Source organism: Pseudomonas marginalis, from assembly GCF_008692035.1.
Taxonomy (GTDB): domain Bacteria; phylum Pseudomonadota; class Gammaproteobacteria; order Pseudomonadales; family Pseudomonadaceae; genus Aquipseudomonas; species Aquipseudomonas marginalis.
Genome location: NZ_VTFG01000001.1, coordinates 4134609 through 4149836, shown reverse-complemented (window position 1 = coordinate 4149836; position 15228 = coordinate 4134609). Strand labels below are relative to the sequence as shown.

The window sequence follows — 15228 nt, the reverse complement described above, 5'->3', positions numbered from 1 at the left end:
CAGCGCCAGGGGCGCGGAACTTGATCTCAGCTCAGGGCTTTCCAGGCGGCGACATAAGCCTGGGCGCGGCTCGCTACCTGATCCACTGTCATACCCGGTTTGAACAACCCGGAACCCAGCCCGAACCCCTTGGCGCCGGCGTCGATAAACACCTGCATGTTGTCCGGGGTAATGCCGCCCACCGGCAGCAGCAACGTGCCTGCCGGCAATACCGCCAGCCACGCCTTGATCACAGAAGGGCCCATTTGCTCGGCCGGGAACAGCTTCAACACGTCGGCGCCTTCGTCCAGCGCGGCGAACGCTTCGGTGGGCGTGGCCACCCCCGGCGACAGGTACAGGCCAGCGGCCTTGGCAGCGCGCAGGACCTTGGCATCGCTGTGGGGCATTACGATCACTTGGCCACCAGCGGCCTTCACCTGCTCGACCTGCGCAGGCGTCAACACCGTACCGGCGCCGATCAGGCAATCGGCGGGCAGGCTGTCGCGCAGGATGCGGATGCTGGTGTAAGGGTCCGGCGAGTTGAGCGGGACTTCGATCACGCGAAAGCCGGCGTCGTACAGCACCTGGCCGACCGCCTGGGCTTCGTCCGGGCGCACACCGCGCAGGATTGCGATCAAACCGTTTTGTGCCAGTGCTTGCTTGAGCATGTCAGACCTCCGTTGCAGGTTGAGTGAGCCCGGCGGCCACTGCCAGTTGCCACAGGCCGCGCTCGGTCGCTTCCTGCGCCAGGCTGACGTGGGCGAAACCGCAGAGGGCGAGGGCGCGTTGGTAGCGCACGCAAAGCGGGCCGGCGCCCACCAGGATGATGGGGACGAGCCGCGCACTGGCTGGCAGACCGGCCAGTTCATGGCCGATCAGCAGGCCGGACAGGTAATCGGGCTGCTGCTCAGGGGTAAGTTCGGCAGTCAGCCCAAGGGTGCGCGCACTGAACAGGGTCGACAGCACGCCGCGCTGACCCTCTTTCGACAGCGCCACTTGAACGCCGCGGTCGAAAGCCTCGGCCTGGAACTGCGCGGATACCTTTTGCGTACGTCCCAGCAGGCTGTGCTTGCTCAGCACCGCGAACAGTTCACCGGTCATGAAGGTATCGAAGTGGGTGATGCAACCTTCCACCACCTCGACCCATTTGGAATGGCTGCCGGGCAGGCCGATCAACATTTCACCGTTGGCCGAGAGGCTTTGCAGCACACCCAGCACCTGGGTTTCTTCACCGCGCATCACATTGGGCAAACCGACCTGCTCGATCACGCCGGGCACGATATGCACATCGACGCCGCGCAGGCTGCGCACCGTGTGCAACGCCTGGCCCAGGCTGGCGACGTCGACCGGCGTATTGCGATATGCCGCCTCGCTCCAGCCCTGGGCGCTGCCGACCATGCCGCAGGCGATCACTGGAAGATGGGGTTGGGCCTCGAGCCAGTCGCCGCATGCCGCATCGAACGCCAACTCGAAGCCATCGCTGCAGTGCACACCGCCGATGTCCCGGGGCTCACTGGGCAAATGCATGATGCCCGACGCCAGCGAGCGCTGTTCCAGCACGACGCCTGCGGGCCCGAGTTTATAAGCACGAAGGGAGCTGGTCCCCCAATCGAGCGCGATCAATTGCGCCTGCATCGCTTCACCTGAAATGAGTGGGTGCTGAAAAAAGCAGATGGGCGAATATAAACCTATGGCCGGCAATATCTCAATATATAAATAACAGTCCCATATAGTGAGACGAAACAAGATAAATCCTACAACTTCCTCGCCTTTTACTGCGGGAAGAAGCGGGTTTTATCTGATAAAGAGAGGTTAAAAAACCGACAGATCCAGCTCGCGCATCGCACCCATCCAGATCGCGTGATCGGTGTGATCCTTCAGCTCATCGCCGGTTTCGGGGTGCAGGAACACCACCAGCCCATTGCGATGCAGCGCCAGCCACGGCAGCACCACGCCAATGTATTCGGCATCGAACGCCAGCTGGCAGCTCCAGTCCGGGTGCGGGCCTACGGGCCGTTCATGCACACGGCCCATGCGCAGCGGGAACAGTTTCGCGCCGTCTTCACATAGGGTGCGCGCCTGGTCGATGGTGCTGGCGTCAAAGTAGATATGGGCGTGGTAGCCCTTGATACGTTGCATGACGGACTCCGGATCCAATGTGCGGCAAATCCTAGACCGCAATCGACGGCAGGGCCAGTCCGGTCAGGGACTGCGCGCTGCTGGCCTGTTCTGCCTGCAACCAGTCGACGAAACGTTCGACCAACTGCCCACGCCGCTTGCGCTGGGGCTGCACCACGTAATAGCCAAAGCGCGAAATCACCGTATTGCCGATCGGTCGGCACAACCAGTTCTGTTCCAGCAAGTTATCCACCAAATGGCGCCAGCCGATCGCCACCCCTTGGCCGGCAATCGCTGCCTGGATCAATAAAGTGTAGTTGTCGAATCGCAGCTGGCCGGGCGTGGGCGCGGCGGTGATACCCAGCTCGCGAAATACGCCACTCCAGTCGAACCACTGACTGTTGTTTTCCTGGCGCAGGTGCAGCAACGGGTAGTCGGGCAAGGTGTGCACAGTCAAAGGACTGGCCTGCTCCTTGAGCCATTGCGGGCTGCACACCGGGAATACCTCCTCGTTGAACAACCACAGGCTGTCGCCCTGCTTGAAACGGCCATCGCCAAACAGCACCGCCACGTCGATGTCGCTGCGCAAGGTGGCGTGGTTGCGCTCGCTGGTTACCAGGCTCACGTCTACCTGGGGGTTGGCGGCGTGGAAGCGATGCAGGCGCGGCATCAGCCAGTAGGCGGCGAACGCAAAGTCTGTGGCCACTTGCAGCACTTCGTGCTGGTCCTGCTGGGTGATCACACTGAGGCCCTGGTTGATGCTCTGCAAACCGCCTTGCACATGCTCGAACAGCAGGGCGCCGGCGTCGGTCAGTTCGATGCCCCGATAGATGCGGTCAAACAGGCGGATCGTCAGTTGTTCTTCAAGGCGCTTGATCTGCTGGCTGATCGCCGGCTGAGTGGTGCCCAGCTCCATCGCAGCGGCGGTAAAGCTGCGATGGCGCGCGGCCGCCTCGAATGCGCGTAGCAGGTCGAGGGACAGGTCTCCAAGGGCTTCATACATAAGCTGTGCTTATCCTAGACATTGCTCGTCATGGGCTTTACCCCATTTTCAATGGGCTGCATGCTCATTCGCATAAACACTGCCTATGGAATGCCGAAGCCCCATGAAGCGCAAGAACATTCTTTTCATCATGGCCGATCAAATGGCCGCGCCGCTGCTTCCGTTCTACGGACCTTCTCCGATCAAGTTGCCGAATTTGAGCCGCCTCGCCGCACAGGGCGTGGTGTTCGACGCGGCCTATTGCAACAGCCCGCTGTGTGCGCCCTCACGCTTCACCCTGGTCAGCGGCCAATTGCCGAGCAAGATCGGCGCCTACGACAACGCGGCGGATTTTCCCGCCGATGTGCCGACCTATGCCCACTACCTGCGGCGCCTCGGTTATCGCACCGCGCTGTCGGGCAAGATGCACTTCTGCGGCCCCGACCAACTGCACGGCTATGAAGAACGCCTGACCAGCGACATCTACCCCGCCGACTATGGCTGGGCAGTGAACTGGGATGAGCCGGACGTACGCCCCTCCTGGTACCACAACATGTCCTCGGTGCTGCAAGCCGGCCCGTGCGTGCGTACCAACCAGCTGGATTTCGACGAAGAGGTGGTGTTCAAGGCCCAGCAATACCTGTTCGACCACATCCGCGAAGACGGTGACCAGCCGTTCTGCCTGACCGTGTCGATGACCCATCCCCACGACCCGTACACCATTCCCAAGCCGTTCTGGGATCTGTACGACGACAACGACATCCCGTTGCCCGCAACGCCGAACCAGGAAGATCTCGACCCGCATTCCCAGCGTCTGCTCAAGGTCTATGACCTATGGGACAAGCCGCTGCCTGTGGATAAGATTCGCGACGCCCGCCGCGCCTACTTCGGCGCGTGCAGCTACATCGACAGCAATGTCGGCAAGCTGCTGCAGACCCTGGAAGACACCGGCCTGGCCGACGACACGATCATCGTTTTCTCCGGCGACCACGGCGACATGCTCGGTGAGCGCGGCCTCTGGTACAAAATGCACTGGTTTGAAATGGCCGCCCGCGTGCCGCTGCTGGTCAGTGCGCCGGGGCAATTTGCACCGGGCCGGGTGACCCAGGCCGTGTCCACCGCCGACCTGCTGCCCACCCTGGTGGAACTGGCCGGCGGCGAGCTGGACCCGCGCCTGCCACTGGACGGTCGCTCGCTGGTCCCGCACTTGCAGGGGCAGGGCGGGCATGACGAAGTCTTTGGCGAATACATGGCCGAAGGCACCATCAGCCCATTGATGATGATTCGCCGTGGCGCCTACAAATTCATCTACAGCGAAGACGACCCTTGTCTACTGTTCGATGTGCACAACGACCCGCACGAGCGGGAAGACCTCAGCCAGTCACCGGAACACCGGCCACTGTTAGAGGCGTTTTTGAATGAGGCGCGGGCCAAGTGGGACATCCCGGCGATCCACCAGCAGGTGCTCGCCAGCCAACGCCGTCGTCGCCTGGTGTTCGAGGCGCTGACCCAAGGCAAGCTGAAGAGCTGGGATCACCAGCCACTGGTGGACGCCAGTCAGCAATACATGCGCAACCACATCGACCTCGACGACCTGGAGCGCAAGGCACGTTATCCACAACCCTGCCAAAACCAATAAGTACAGAGGGAAGGCCATGCAAAAGTTAACTGCAGTAGTGGGCATGTTGGTGCTGAGTAGCGCCAATGCGTATGCGGACACCCGCTGTGAGACCGTGAAGATGGCCGATCCAGGCTGGAGCGACATTGCCGCCACCAACGCCATTACCGGTTTCCTGCTGAACGGCATGGGCTACAAGGCCAAGGTCGACACCCTGGCGGTGCCGATCACCTTCGGCGGGCTCAAGGACGGCCAGGTGGATGTGTTCCTGGGTAACTGGATGCCGGCGCAGCAGGGCTTCTACGACAAATTCGTGGCCAACGGCGATGTGGTGCAGTTGGCGAAGAACCTCGACGGCACCGAGTTCACCCTCGCCGTGCCGGATTATGTGTGGGATGCCGGGGTGCATGACTTTGCCGACTTGAACAAATTCGCCGACAAGTTCGACAAGAAGATCTATGGCATCGGTTCCGGCGCGCCGGCAAATATCTCGCTGCAGGAGATCATCAAGAAGAATGACTTCGACCTGGGCCAGTGGAAGCTGATCGAGTCCAGTGAACAGGCGATGCTCGCCGAGGTCTCACGGGCGGTGAAGAAACAGCGTTTCGTCACCTTCCTCGGCTGGACGCCACACCCAATGAACGTGCAACTGAAAATGCACTATCTCAAAGGCGGCGAGAAATACTTCGGTGACACCGGCAGTGTGTATACCTTGACCCGCAAAGGGTATGCGCAGGCCTGCCCTAACGTCGGCAAACTGCTGACCAACCTGAGCTTCACCCAGGAAATGGAGAACAGCATCATGGCTGAGGTGGCCAACAACAAGGTCAGCAATGCCGACGCGGCGAAGGCGTGGATCAAGGCGAACCCGGCGGTGCTGGATAAATGGTTGGACGGTGTGAAAACCGTGGATGGCAAGGACGCGTTGCCGGCAGTAAAGGCCAAACTCTAGGGCCTTGCGCTATTCCAATGTGGGAGGGGGCTTGCTCCCGATAGCGGAGTGCCAGTCAGAGAGATTTCGACGGGTCCACCTATATCGGGAGCAAGCCCCCTCCCACAAGGACCAGTGTGTACTGATACCCTGAGTCAAACCTTTTCAGCCGAGTTATAAATGCCCCGGCCCAACCGCCATACACTCTTCCCGTTCCTCAGCTGGCTGCCGCGCCAGACCCGCGCCAGCGTCGGCCGGGACGCGCTGGTCGGCCTCAGCGGCGCCGTGCTCGCGCTGCCCCAGTCGATTGCCTACGCGCTGATCGCCGGTCTCCCACCGGAGTACGGTCTGTATGCCGCCATCATCCCGGTGCTGATCGCCTGCCTGTGGGGTTCATCCTGGCACCTGATCTGTGGCCCCACGGCAGCGATTTCCATCGTGCTGTACGCCAGCGTCAGCCCGTTGGCCGTGCCGGGGTCTCAGGACTACATCACCCTGATCCTGTTGCTGACATTCCTCGCCGGGGTATTCCAGTGGCTGCTGGGCATGCTGCGCTTTGGCGCGCTGGTGAACTTCGTCTCGCATTCGGTGGTGCTGGGTTTCACCCTCGGTGCCGCCGTGGTGATTGCCCTCGGGCAGCTGCCCAATCTGCTTGGCCTGGATTTACCGAGCCAGGCCACAGCGATCAATAGCCTGCTGGCGCTGATCGACCACGCTGGCGAGTGGGACCATGCATCCCTTGCCCTTGGGCTCGGTACTTTGCTGGTGGGCGTGTTGCTCAAATACCTTGTGCCTCGCTGGCCAACGCTGCTGATCGCACTGACCCTGGGTAGCCTGGCAACGTGGCTGTGGCCGACGATGTTCGGGCATGTGGTGCTGGTCAGTTCGTTTATCGGCAAGCTGCCACCGTTCAGCCCGTTGCCGCTGGATCCGGACATGATCCTGCGCCTGCTGCCCAGCGCCGTTGCGGTGGGCATGCTGGGGCTGGTGACCAGCCTGTCGATTGCCCGTTCGCTGTCGGCCCGTTCGCAACAATTGCTCGATGCCAACCAGGAAGTTCGCGCCCAGGGTTTATCCAATATCGTTGGCGGATTTTTCTCCGGGTATCTGTCGGCAGGGTCGTTCACCCGCTCCGGCCTCAGCTATGAGGCGGGTGCCTGTTCGCCGTTGGCCGGGGTGTTTTCCGCAGTATGGGTGGCCTTGTTTGCGCTGTTTGGCGCGGCATTGATCGCACATATTCCGATCCCGAGCATGGCCGCCAGCATCTTGCTGATTTCCTGGGGCCTGGTGGATCGTCGGGGTATTCGTGCGTTGTTCCGCGTGAGCCGCGCAGAGTTCGTAGTGATGAGTCTGACCTGTGTCGCCACCTTGTTGCTGGAGTTGCAAACGGCGATTTATGCGGGGGTGTTGGCGTCGTTGTTTTTCTACCTTAAGCGCACGTCGCAGCCACGGGTACAGCAATGGCGTGATGGGGAAGAGGATGTGTTGCGCGTCGGTGGGTCGATCTTCTTTGGCGCCAGCCATTACCTGCAAGTGCGCCTGCAAAGCTTGCAGGGTGAGCGGGTGGTGATCGAGGCGCAGCAGATCAACTTTATCGACTATTCCGGGGTGGAGATGCTGCACCAGGAGGCGCGTCGTTTAAGCGGGCTGGGCCGTAGCCTGACATTGCGCCGCGCCAGGCCGCAGGTGGTGGAAGAGTTGAAAAAACTGGAGGGGGCCGACAAATGCCCCATCCAGTTTGAAGATTGATTACTGCGCCAACTGCCGGCGCAGTTCAGCCAACACCGGCGCCGAATCCGGGCGCACACCGCGCCACAGGAAGAACGCTTCGGCTGCCTGCTCCACCAGCATGCCCAGGCCATCCATCGCCACGGCTGCGCCTTGCTCACTGGCCCAACGGCAGAACGCGGTGGGTTCCTTGGCGTACATCATGTCGTAGCAAAATGTCTTGCCCGGTGCGATCAGGCTGCCGGCAATCGGCGGTACATCGCCTGACAGGCTGGCGGACGTGGCATTGATGATCACGTCCACCGGCTCACGCAGCCAGTCGAAACCACTGGCGGACACCGGGCCTAGGTCGTCGAACAGCTCGGCGAGCAATTCGGCTTTTTCCACGGTGCGGTTGGCGATGATCAACGAAGCGGGCCGTTCAGCCAGCAACGGCTCCAACGCGCCCCTTACCGCGCCACCCGCGCCCAGCAACAGGATGCGTTTGCCTTGCAGATTCAAGCCGGCGTTTACCGTCAGGTCACGCACCAGGCCGGCGCCGTCGGTGTTGTCGCCGAGCAACGTACCGTCGGCCAGTTTGCTCAAGGTGTTCACCGCCCCGGCGCGCTGGCCCCGTTCGGTGAGGCTGTTGGCCAGGCGGTAGGCGTCTTCCTTGAACGGCACGGTGACGTTGGCACCTCGGCCCTGTTGGAAAAATTCACGGGCACAGCCGGTGAAATCCTCAAGGGGCGCGAGCAAGGTGCTGTAGTCCAGTAGTTCGCCAGTCTGCTCGGCGAACATACGGTGAATCAGCGGCGACTTGCTGTGGCCGATGGGGTTGCCGAACACCACATAACGATCCATCAAACAGCCGCCTTGGGCGCGGCGATGCCCAGCCAGTCGCGGTCTTGCAGGAAGTAGTCGGTGAGGCGCGCTTCTTCGCTGCCGGCCTCGGCTTTCCAGTCGTAGCTCCAGCGCACCTGGGGTGGCAGCGACATCAGGATCGACTCTGTGCGCCCGCCCGACTGCAGGCCGAACAGGGTGCCACGGTCATACACCAGGTTGAATTCAACGTAGCGGCCGCGACGGAATTCCTGGAACTGGCGTTGCTGTTCGGTATACGCGGCGGCTTTGCGGCGCTGCACAATCGGCAGGTAGGCGTCGATGTAGGCATCGCCGATGGCGCGGATAAACGCGAAGCAGGTGTCGAAGTCCCACTCGTTCAAGTCATCGAAAAACAGGCCGCCAATACCACGGGGCTCGTTGCGGTGCTTGATGTGGAAGTAGGTATCGCACCAGGCCTTGTAGCGCGAGTAAACGTCCGGGCCAAACGGCGCGCAGGCCTGCTCGGCCACGCGGTGCCAGTGAATGCAGTCTTCTTCGTTGCCATAGTAGGGCGTGAGGTCGAAGCCGCCACCGAACCACCACACCGGCTCTTCGCCTTCTTTTTCGGCGATGAAAAAACGCACGTTGGCGTGGGACGTCGGCACGTGTGGGTTGTGCGGATGAATCACCAGCGACACGCCCAGGGCTTCAAACCCGCGACCGGCCAGCTCGGGGCGATGCGCACTGGCTGACGGTGGGAGGCCGCTGCCGAACACGTGGGAAAAGTTAACGCCGCCCTTTTCGATGACCGAGCCGTTCTCGATCACACGGGTGCGACCGCCGCCGCCGGCAGGCCGGGTCCAGGCGTCTTCGATAAAGCGAGTGTCCGTCTCGAAGGTTTCCAGGGCGCTGCAAATGCGGTCTTGCAGGTCGAGCAGGTAGGCTTTGACAGCCTCGGTGCGAGTAGTCATGACATCACCTTGAATCGGGCAAAGCTACGCGAAGCCGTGGGGCGTCGGCGGCAAATGGGCGCACAGGATACCACTGCACTTGGATAGCACTGCACTTAGGAGCGCCGCAGTTGACGAAGATCAAGCTTAGGAGTCCGATAGGGGGCTACGCGAATTCGACCTCAGGAGAAGTGCAGATGGCCAAACGTATCCAGTTCAGCGCCCATGGCGGCCCCGACGTACTTGAATATGTGGACTACACACCGGCAGAGCCCGGCCCGCAGCAGGTTCGAGTGCGTAACGAGGCGATTGGCCTGAATTTCATCGATACCTATTTCCGCAGTGGCCTTTACGCGCCGCCGGCCCTGCCATCGGGGCTGGGCGCAGAAGGCGCCGGTGTGGTTGATGCGGTGGGCAGCGAAGTCACGCAATTTAAAGTCGGTGACCGCGTGGCCTACGGCAGCGGCCCACTTGGGGCCTACAGCGAGTTGCACGTGCTGCCCGCCGCCAACCTGGTGCACCTGCCGGACGACATCAGCTTCGAACAAGCCGCCGGCGCGATGCTCAAGGGCCTGACCGTGCAATACCTGCTGCGCCAGACCTATGAGCTCAAAGGTGGCGAGACCATCCTGTTCCACGCCGCCGCCGGTGGCGTGGGCTCCCTGGCCTGCCAATGGGCCAAGGCACTGGGTGTGAAGCTGATCGGTACCGTGAGCTCGCCAGAAAAAGCCGCCCTGGCCAGATCCCTCGGCGCATGGGAAACCATCGACTACAGCAAGGAAAATGTCGCACAGCGCGTGCTGGAGTTGACTGACGGCAAAAAGGTGCCCGTGGTCTACGACGGGGTCGGCAAGGACACCTGGCTGACCTCATTGGACAGCGTGGCGCCACGTGGCCTGGTGGTGAGCTTTGGCAATGCGTCGGGCGCGGTGGATGGGGTGAACCTGGGGATACTCGCGGCCAAAGGCTCGCTATACGTGACACGGCCGACCCTGGCGACCTACGCCAACAATCCGGCGAACCTGCAGGTGATGGCGGATGATCTGTTTTCGATGATCAAGAGCGGCAAGGTGCGCATTGATATCAACCAGCGGTATTCGCTGGCAGACGCGGCGAAGGCACAGACGGAGTTGTCGGGGCGGCGTACCACTGGGTCGACCATTCTGTTGCCTTGAGGGCCTCTTCGGGGGCAAGCCCCCTCCCACATTTGACCGTGTTGTCATGACGGACACGGTTCAAATGTGAGAGGGCGCTTGCCCGCGATGGGTGCGACGCGGTCTCAGGAAGGCCGCACCACCTCACCCGTTGCCAAATCGCGAATCAGGCTCGGGTTCTTGCGCCCACCCAGGGCACCACCCAGCACCAGATCCACCTGCCCGCGGAAGTACTGCTCCACACGAATCCGCGTGCGCGCCGCCGGGCGGCCCTGGGGGTTGGCTGAGGTGGAAATCAACGGTCCCACCAGCGCGCACAAGTCCCGTACCAGCGGATGATCGCTCACCCGCAGCGCCACCGTGTCGTGCACACCGGTGACCCACTCCGGCAACAAATCCTGATGCGGCACCAGCCACGTATTCGGCCCGGGCCAGGTGCTGGCCATGCGTTCGATCCAGGTATCCGGGAAGTCTTCGAACAGAAAGTCGAACTGGCGAATATTGTCTGCCACCAGGATCAGGCCCTTGTCCACCGAACGGTTCTTGATCGCCAGCAGCCGATCCACCGCTTCTTCGTTCCAGGGATCGCAACCCAAGCCCCAGACCGCTTCGGTTGGATAGGCAATCACCGCGCCTGCGCGAATTTCTCGTGCGGCTTCCAGCACACGCCACCTGTTGACCATTGTTTACTCTCCGGACTAAAGCTCTGGGCAGTTTACCGATCTTCTTTACAAAACCTAGTTCCAAAAAACTGGCCGCTACAAAAGCTGGCCACGCGCAAGCCAGCGCCCGCTTTCGCAGATCACCAGGCCCTCAAGCTCCAACTCCGTGAGGGTCGCCAACACCTGGGCCAACGGCCGCCCACTGGCAAGCGCCAGGGCTTCGCTGGTATGGGGCGCCGCGTGCAACAGCGCCACCAACGGATGTATCACAGGCATCGGCGCCGGGCGCGACAATGCCTGCCAGCCACGCAAGCCTTCGAGGATGTGTTCAATGGTTTCCACCAGCATCGCCCCATCACGGATCAACTGGTGACATCCCTTGGCCCCCGGATGATGGATGGAGCCCGGGATTGCATACACCTCGCGCCCTTGCTCGGCCGCGAGCTTGGCGGTGATCAGCGAGCCGCTGGCCATGCTGGCCTCCACCACCAGCACGCCCAGGGACAGGCCGCTGATGATGCGGTTGCGCCGGGGGAAGTTACCGGCCTGGGGCGCGGCGTCCAGCGGAAACTCGGAAACCACGGCGCTGCCTTGGGCAATCATCGCCGCCGCAAGCCGTCGATGGCGCTGTGGATAAAGATTTTCCAGGCCCGTGCCGAGTACGCCGATTGTATGACCCCCCACATCCAAAGCGGCTTGATGGGCCGCACCGTCGATTCCCAGCGCAAGGCCACTGGTGATGACAAAACCGGCCCTCGCCAGGCTGCGGGAAAATGCGGCGGCCGTGTCCATGCCGGGGCGGGATGCACGGCGGCTGCCGACCATCGCCAGTTGCGGTTTTTCCAGGATCCCGGGGTCGCCGGCGACAAATAAAAGCGGCGGGGCATCATCTATCTGGGCGAGCAGTGCCGGGTACTCAGGTTGGTCCCACATCAGCAAATGCTGGTCCGGACGTTCCAACCAGGCCAACGCCTCACTGGCGCCGTCGCGGATCTCATGGCTACGACGGGCATCGGCGCTGATGGGTGACAACCCCAAGGAGCGCCACGCGCTGGCCGGGGCACCGATGGCCTTTGAAGCGCTGCCGAACGCTTCGATCAACAACCTAAAACGCTTCGGGCCTACCTCCGGCAGCCTGTGCAGGCGTAGGCGGGCTTCCAGTTCTGAAGGGGAAATTTCATTGCAGTTTTTCGAAAGCATCTGATCATCCTTGACCGGAACAAGCTGTGGATAACTCTGTTGGTAACTTATTTAGCAGGCTATTTATTACGGTCGAGGGGCAGTCTCGAAATGGGGGGATAAGTAGCGATTTCCTCATGGGGTGAATCTCCTTTATTATGTGCGTTCGCGTGAAATGCCAGGGCCTTCGCGGCTTTCGGGCGTTTCACACCGGCCGTATGGGTCCATTCCCACTGCCGATTTGCCTTTACCTCACATGTGCAGCAATTACGCTTATGGCTATTTTGAACATCCTCGAATTCCCCGACTCGCGCCTGCGCACAATCGCCAAGCCGGTGGCCGTAGTGGACGACAAGGTTCGTCAGCTGGTCGATGACATGTTTGAAACAATGTATGAAGCGCCTGGTATCGGCCTCGCCGCCACCCAGGTCAACGTGCATCTGCGCGTCGTGGTCATGGACCTGTCGGAAGATCGCAGCGAACCGCGGGTGTATATCAACCCCGAGTTCGAACCGTTGACCGACGAGATGGGCGAATACCAGGAAGGCTGCCTCTCGGTACCGGAGTTCTACGAGAACGTCGAGCGCCCGCTGCGCGTGAAGATCAAGGCCCTCGACCGCGACGGCAAACCGTTCGAACTGATTGCCGAAGGCCTGCTGGCCGTGTGCATCCAGCACGAATGCGACCACCTCAATGGCAAGCTGTTTGTCGATTACCTGTCCACGCTCAAACGCGACCGGATCAAGAAGAAGCTGGAAAAAAAGCATCGCCAGCAAGCTTGATGCCCTCCTTCCAAAGGCTTGCTGCGGCAAGCCTTTTTCTTTTGTGACTGCTTTTAACCGAGACCTCCCATGACCGAGCCATTGCGCATTGTTTTTGCCGGCACGCCTGAATTTGCCGCCGAACACCTCAAGGCCCTGCTTGCCAGCCCTTATGACATCGTCGCGGTGTACACCCAGCCGGATCGCCCGGCCGGTCGCGGGCAAAAACTGATGCCGAGCCCGGTCAAGCAGTTGGCGCTTGAGCACAACATCCCCGTGCTGCAACCGCCGACCCTGCGCAACGCCGAGGCCCAGGCTGAACTGGCGGCGCTGCAACCGGACTTGCTGGTGGTGGTGGCCTACGGTTTGATCCTGCCCCAGGTCGTGCTGGATATTCCACGCCTGGGCTGTATCAACAGCCACGCCTCACTGCTGCCACGCTGGCGCGGTGCGGCGCCGATCCAGCGTGCCGTGGAGGCAGGCGACAGCGAAAGCGGCGTGACGGTGATGCGCATGGAGGCGGGTTTGGACACCGGCCCGATGCTGCTCAAAGTCACCACTCCGATCACGGCCCAAGACACCGGTGGCAGCCTGCACGACCGCCTCGCCGAGATGGGCCCGCCCGCCGTGATCCAGGCCATTGCCGGTCTCGCCGCTGGCACCCTGCAAGGTGAGGTGCAGGACGACAGCCTGGCCACCTACGCCCACAAGCTGAACAAGGACGAAGCCCGCATCGACTGGAGCCGCCCGGCTGTGGAGCTGGAACGCCTGGTGCGTGCCTTCAACCCGTGGCCGATCTGCCACAGCACCCTCAATGGCGAAGCCTTGAAAGTGTTGGCCGCGACCTTGGCCGACGGCAAAGGCGCACCCGGTGAAATCATCGGTGCCAGCAAGGAGGGGCTGCTGGTCGCTTGCGGCGAACAGGCGCTGTGCCTGACCCGTCTGCAATTGCCCGGTGGCAAGGCGCTTAATTTCAGCGATTTGTACAACAGTCGCCGTGAGAAATTTTCCCTGGGCACGATCCTCGGGGTGGCAGCCCAATGAACCCGCGTCTGGCCGCCGCCAAGGCCCTGGCCGCCGTACTCAACGGCAAGGCTTCGCTGAACAGTTCGCTGCCCACGCAGTTGGACAAGGTCGAAGACCGCGATCGTGGTTTCACCCAGGACCTGGCCTTCGGCACCGCCCGCTGGCAACCACGGTTGTCGGCGCTGGCAGCCAAGCTGCTGCAAAAACCTTTCAAGGCGGCCGATGCTGATATCGAGGCGCTGCTGCTGGTCGGTCTCTATCAGCTGCTCTACACCCGCGTGCCGGCCCACGCCGCCATCGGTGAAACCGTCGGTTGCGCCGACAAGCTGAAAAAGCCCTGGGCCAAGGCCCTGCTCAACGCGGTACTGCGCCGCGCCCAGCGCGAAAGCGAAGCGCTGCTGGCCGAGTTGGAACATGACCCGGTGGTGCGCACTGCTCACCCGCGCTGGCTGCAAAAATCCCTGAAGGCCTTCTGGCCAGAGCAATGGGAAGCCATTTGCGCGGCCAACAACGCCCACCCTCCGATGATCCTGCGGGTCAACCGTCGCCATCACAGCCGTGATGCGTACCTGCACTTGCTGACGAGCGCAGGGATCAACGCCACGCCATGCGTGTACAGCAGCGACGGCATCGTGCTGGAAGCGGCCACCGACGTGCGCAGTCTGCCGGGCTTCGCCGAAGGCTGGATCAGTGTGCAGGACGAGGCCGCGCAACTGGCCGCCGACCTGCTCGACCTGGCTCCCGGTCAGCGTGTACTGGACGCCTGCTGTGCTCCGGGCGGTAAGACGTGTCACATCCTCGAAGTCGAAAAGGACCTGGCCGGTGTAGTGGCGGTCGATCTGGAAGCCAAGCGTCTGGTGCGTGTACGGGAGAACCTCGCGCGCCTGGGCCTCAGCGCCGAGCTGATCGCTGCCGACGGCCGCGACACCGCCACCTGGTGGGACGGCAAACCGTTCCAACGCATCCTGCTTGACGCGCCGTGTTCCGCCACCGGTGTGATCCGCCGTCACCCGGACATCAAGCTCACCCGCCAACCCGACGACATCGCCGCCCTGGCGGTGCTGCAAGGCGAACTGCTCGACGCACTGTGGCCGACCCTCGAAGTCGGCGGCATCCTGCTTTACGCCACCTGCTCCACCTTGCCCACCGAAAACACCGAGGTGATCGAAGCCTTTCTCGTCCGCACCAGCGGCGCACGGGAACTGGACCTCGCCACGGCCGCCGGTATCAAGCAGCCCCATGGCCGCCAGTTACTTGCGCAGGAAGGCGGGCATGATGGTTTCTACTACGCCAAACTGATCAAGATCGCCGCCGCGCGCGGCTGAACGGGTTTAAG

Annotated in this window: 15 protein-coding genes; 7 read left to right on the top strand and 8 right to left on the bottom strand. The window is 62.1% G+C overall.

Features of this window, described 5'->3' with window-relative positions; translation table 11 throughout:
* Positions 1 to 26: 26 nt before the first annotated feature.
* From FX984_RS19430 to FX984_RS19415, 4 genes are all read right to left on the bottom strand, one after another.
* Positions 27 to 647: a 2-dehydro-3-deoxy-6-phosphogalactonate aldolase gene (locus tag FX984_RS19430; protein ID WP_027608139.1), complete on the bottom strand. Its 621-nt coding sequence runs from the start codon at positions 645 to 647 to the stop codon at positions 27 to 29.
* Between the two features lies 1 nt (position 648).
* Positions 649 to 1614, bottom strand: a complete 966-nt coding sequence (locus tag FX984_RS19425; RefSeq protein ID WP_146476886.1) for a 2-dehydro-3-deoxygalactonokinase — start codon at positions 1612 to 1614, stop codon at positions 649 to 651.
* Positions 1615 to 1791: 177 nt separating this feature from the next.
* The gene (locus FX984_RS19420) at positions 1792 to 2118 is read right to left on the bottom strand and encodes a DOPA 4,5-dioxygenase family protein (protein ID WP_027608141.1); all 327 of its coding nucleotides are present in this window, start codon (positions 2116 to 2118) and stop codon (positions 1792 to 1794) included.
* A 31-nt stretch (positions 2119 to 2149) separates the two neighbouring features.
* The gene (locus FX984_RS19415; RefSeq protein ID WP_092356016.1) at positions 2150 to 3100 is read right to left on the bottom strand and encodes a choline sulfate utilization transcriptional regulator; all 951 of its coding nucleotides are present in this window, start codon (positions 3098 to 3100) and stop codon (positions 2150 to 2152) included.
* 103 nt (positions 3101 to 3203) lie between these two features.
* Between FX984_RS19415 and betC the strand changes: the two genes are divergently transcribed.
* The 3 genes from betC to FX984_RS19400 all read left to right on the top strand — a co-directional run bounded on the left by betC (position 3204) and on the right by FX984_RS19400 (position 7377).
* Positions 3204 to 4718, top strand: coding sequence for a choline-sulfatase (gene betC, locus FX984_RS19410; protein ID WP_108573532.1), 1515 nt, complete (start codon positions 3204 to 3206; stop codon positions 4716 to 4718).
* A 16-nt stretch (positions 4719 to 4734) separates the two neighbouring features.
* Positions 4735 to 5649, top strand: a complete 915-nt coding sequence (gene choX, locus FX984_RS19405) for a choline ABC transporter substrate-binding protein (protein ID WP_027608144.1) — start codon at positions 4735 to 4737, stop codon at positions 5647 to 5649.
* 159 nt (positions 5650 to 5808) lie between these two features.
* A complete protein-coding gene (locus tag FX984_RS19400) occupies positions 5809 to 7377 on the top strand; it encodes a SulP family inorganic anion transporter (protein WP_108573530.1) in 1569 nt (522 codons plus the stop codon).
* Here FX984_RS19400 and aroE read toward each other — a convergent pair whose 3' ends face one another.
* Positions 7378 to 8199, bottom strand: a complete 822-nt coding sequence (gene aroE / locus FX984_RS19395; protein WP_108573528.1) for a shikimate dehydrogenase — start codon at positions 8197 to 8199, stop codon at positions 7378 to 7380.
* Complete coding sequence (gene hemF, locus FX984_RS19390; RefSeq protein ID WP_027608147.1) at positions 8199 to 9131, bottom strand: oxygen-dependent coproporphyrinogen oxidase; 933 nt, start codon at positions 9129 to 9131, stop codon at positions 8199 to 8201. Before hemF ends, aroE begins: the two co-directional genes overlap by 1 nt.
* A 176-nt stretch (positions 9132 to 9307) precedes the next feature.
* Here hemF and FX984_RS19385 point away from each other — a divergent pair, with 176 nt between their 5' ends.
* Positions 9308 to 10285 (top strand): quinone oxidoreductase family protein, encoded by a 978-nt coding sequence (locus FX984_RS19385; RefSeq protein WP_027608148.1) that lies wholly within the window; start codon positions 9308 to 9310, stop codon positions 10283 to 10285.
* 104 nt (positions 10286 to 10389) lie between these two features.
* Here FX984_RS19385 and tsaC read toward each other — a convergent pair whose 3' ends face one another.
* Both tsaC and dprA read right to left on the bottom strand, forming a co-directional pair.
* Positions 10390 to 10947 carry an L-threonylcarbamoyladenylate synthase type 1 TsaC gene (tsaC, locus tag FX984_RS19380; protein ID WP_027608149.1) on the bottom strand — a complete coding sequence of 186 codons (558 nt, stop codon included), beginning with the start codon at positions 10945 to 10947 and terminating at the stop codon, positions 10390 to 10392.
* A gap of 75 nt (positions 10948 to 11022) precedes the next feature.
* On the bottom strand, positions 11023 to 12126 hold the full coding sequence (dprA, locus tag FX984_RS19375; protein WP_146476888.1) for a DNA-processing protein DprA: 1104 nt from the start codon (positions 12124 to 12126) through the stop codon (positions 11023 to 11025).
* A gap of 254 nt (positions 12127 to 12380) precedes the next feature.
* Here dprA and def point away from each other — a divergent pair, with 254 nt between their 5' ends.
* From def to rsmB, 3 genes are all read left to right on the top strand, one after another.
* Positions 12381 to 12887 carry a peptide deformylase gene (gene def / locus FX984_RS19370; protein WP_005783383.1) on the top strand — a complete coding sequence of 169 codons (507 nt, stop codon included), beginning with the start codon at positions 12381 to 12383 and terminating at the stop codon, positions 12885 to 12887.
* A 69-nt stretch (positions 12888 to 12956) separates the two neighbouring features.
* The gene (gene fmt / locus FX984_RS19365; protein WP_027608151.1) at positions 12957 to 13910 is read left to right on the top strand and encodes a methionyl-tRNA formyltransferase; all 954 of its coding nucleotides are present in this window, start codon (positions 12957 to 12959) and stop codon (positions 13908 to 13910) included.
* The gene (gene rsmB / locus FX984_RS19360; RefSeq protein ID WP_146476890.1) at positions 13907 to 15217 is read left to right on the top strand and encodes a 16S rRNA (cytosine(967)-C(5))-methyltransferase RsmB; all 1311 of its coding nucleotides are present in this window, start codon (positions 13907 to 13909) and stop codon (positions 15215 to 15217) included. Before fmt ends, rsmB begins: the two co-directional genes overlap by 4 nt.
* Positions 15218 to 15228: the final 11 nt, after the last annotated feature.

Bases quoted from the DNA above. Each gene is read 5' to 3' on its own strand.
- FX984_RS19385 (WP_027608148.1), top strand. From the start codon at position 9,308: ATGGCCAAACGTATCCAGTTCAGCGCCCATGGCGGCCCCGACGTACTT.
- dprA (WP_146476888.1), bottom strand. From the start codon at position 12,126: ATGCTTTCGAAAAACTGCAATGAAATTTCCCCTTCAGAACTGGAAGCC.
- FX984_RS19420 (WP_027608141.1), bottom strand. From the start codon at position 2,118: ATGCAACGTATCAAGGGCTACCACGCCCATATCTACTTTGACGCCAGC.
- FX984_RS19415 (WP_092356016.1), bottom strand. From the start codon at position 3,100: ATGTATGAAGCCCTTGGAGACCTGTCCCTCGACCTGCTACGCGCATTC.
- fmt (WP_027608151.1), top strand. From the start codon at position 12,957: ATGACCGAGCCATTGCGCATTGTTTTTGCCGGCACGCCTGAATTTGCC.
- def (WP_005783383.1), top strand. From the start codon at position 12,381: ATGGCTATTTTGAACATCCTCGAATTCCCCGACTCGCGCCTGCGCACA.
- aroE (WP_108573528.1), bottom strand. From the start codon at position 8,199: ATGGATCGTTATGTGGTGTTCGGCAACCCCATCGGCCACAGCAAGTCG.
- choX (WP_027608144.1), top strand. From the start codon at position 4,735: ATGCAAAAGTTAACTGCAGTAGTGGGCATGTTGGTGCTGAGTAGCGCC.
- rsmB (WP_146476890.1), top strand. From the start codon at position 13,907: ATGAACCCGCGTCTGGCCGCCGCCAAGGCCCTGGCCGCCGTACTCAAC.
- hemF (WP_027608147.1), bottom strand. From the start codon at position 9,131: ATGACTACTCGCACCGAGGCTGTCAAAGCCTACCTGCTCGACCTGCAA.
- tsaC (WP_027608149.1), bottom strand. From the start codon at position 10,947: ATGGTCAACAGGTGGCGTGTGCTGGAAGCCGCACGAGAAATTCGCGCA.
- betC (WP_108573532.1), top strand. From the start codon at position 3,204: ATGAAGCGCAAGAACATTCTTTTCATCATGGCCGATCAAATGGCCGCG.
- FX984_RS19400 (WP_108573530.1), top strand. From the start codon at position 5,809: ATGCCCCGGCCCAACCGCCATACACTCTTCCCGTTCCTCAGCTGGCTG.
- FX984_RS19430 (WP_027608139.1), bottom strand. From the start codon at position 647: ATGCTCAAGCAAGCACTGGCACAAAACGGTTTGATCGCAATCCTGCGC.
- FX984_RS19425 (WP_146476886.1), bottom strand. From the start codon at position 1,614: ATGCAGGCGCAATTGATCGCGCTCGATTGGGGGACCAGCTCCCTTCGT.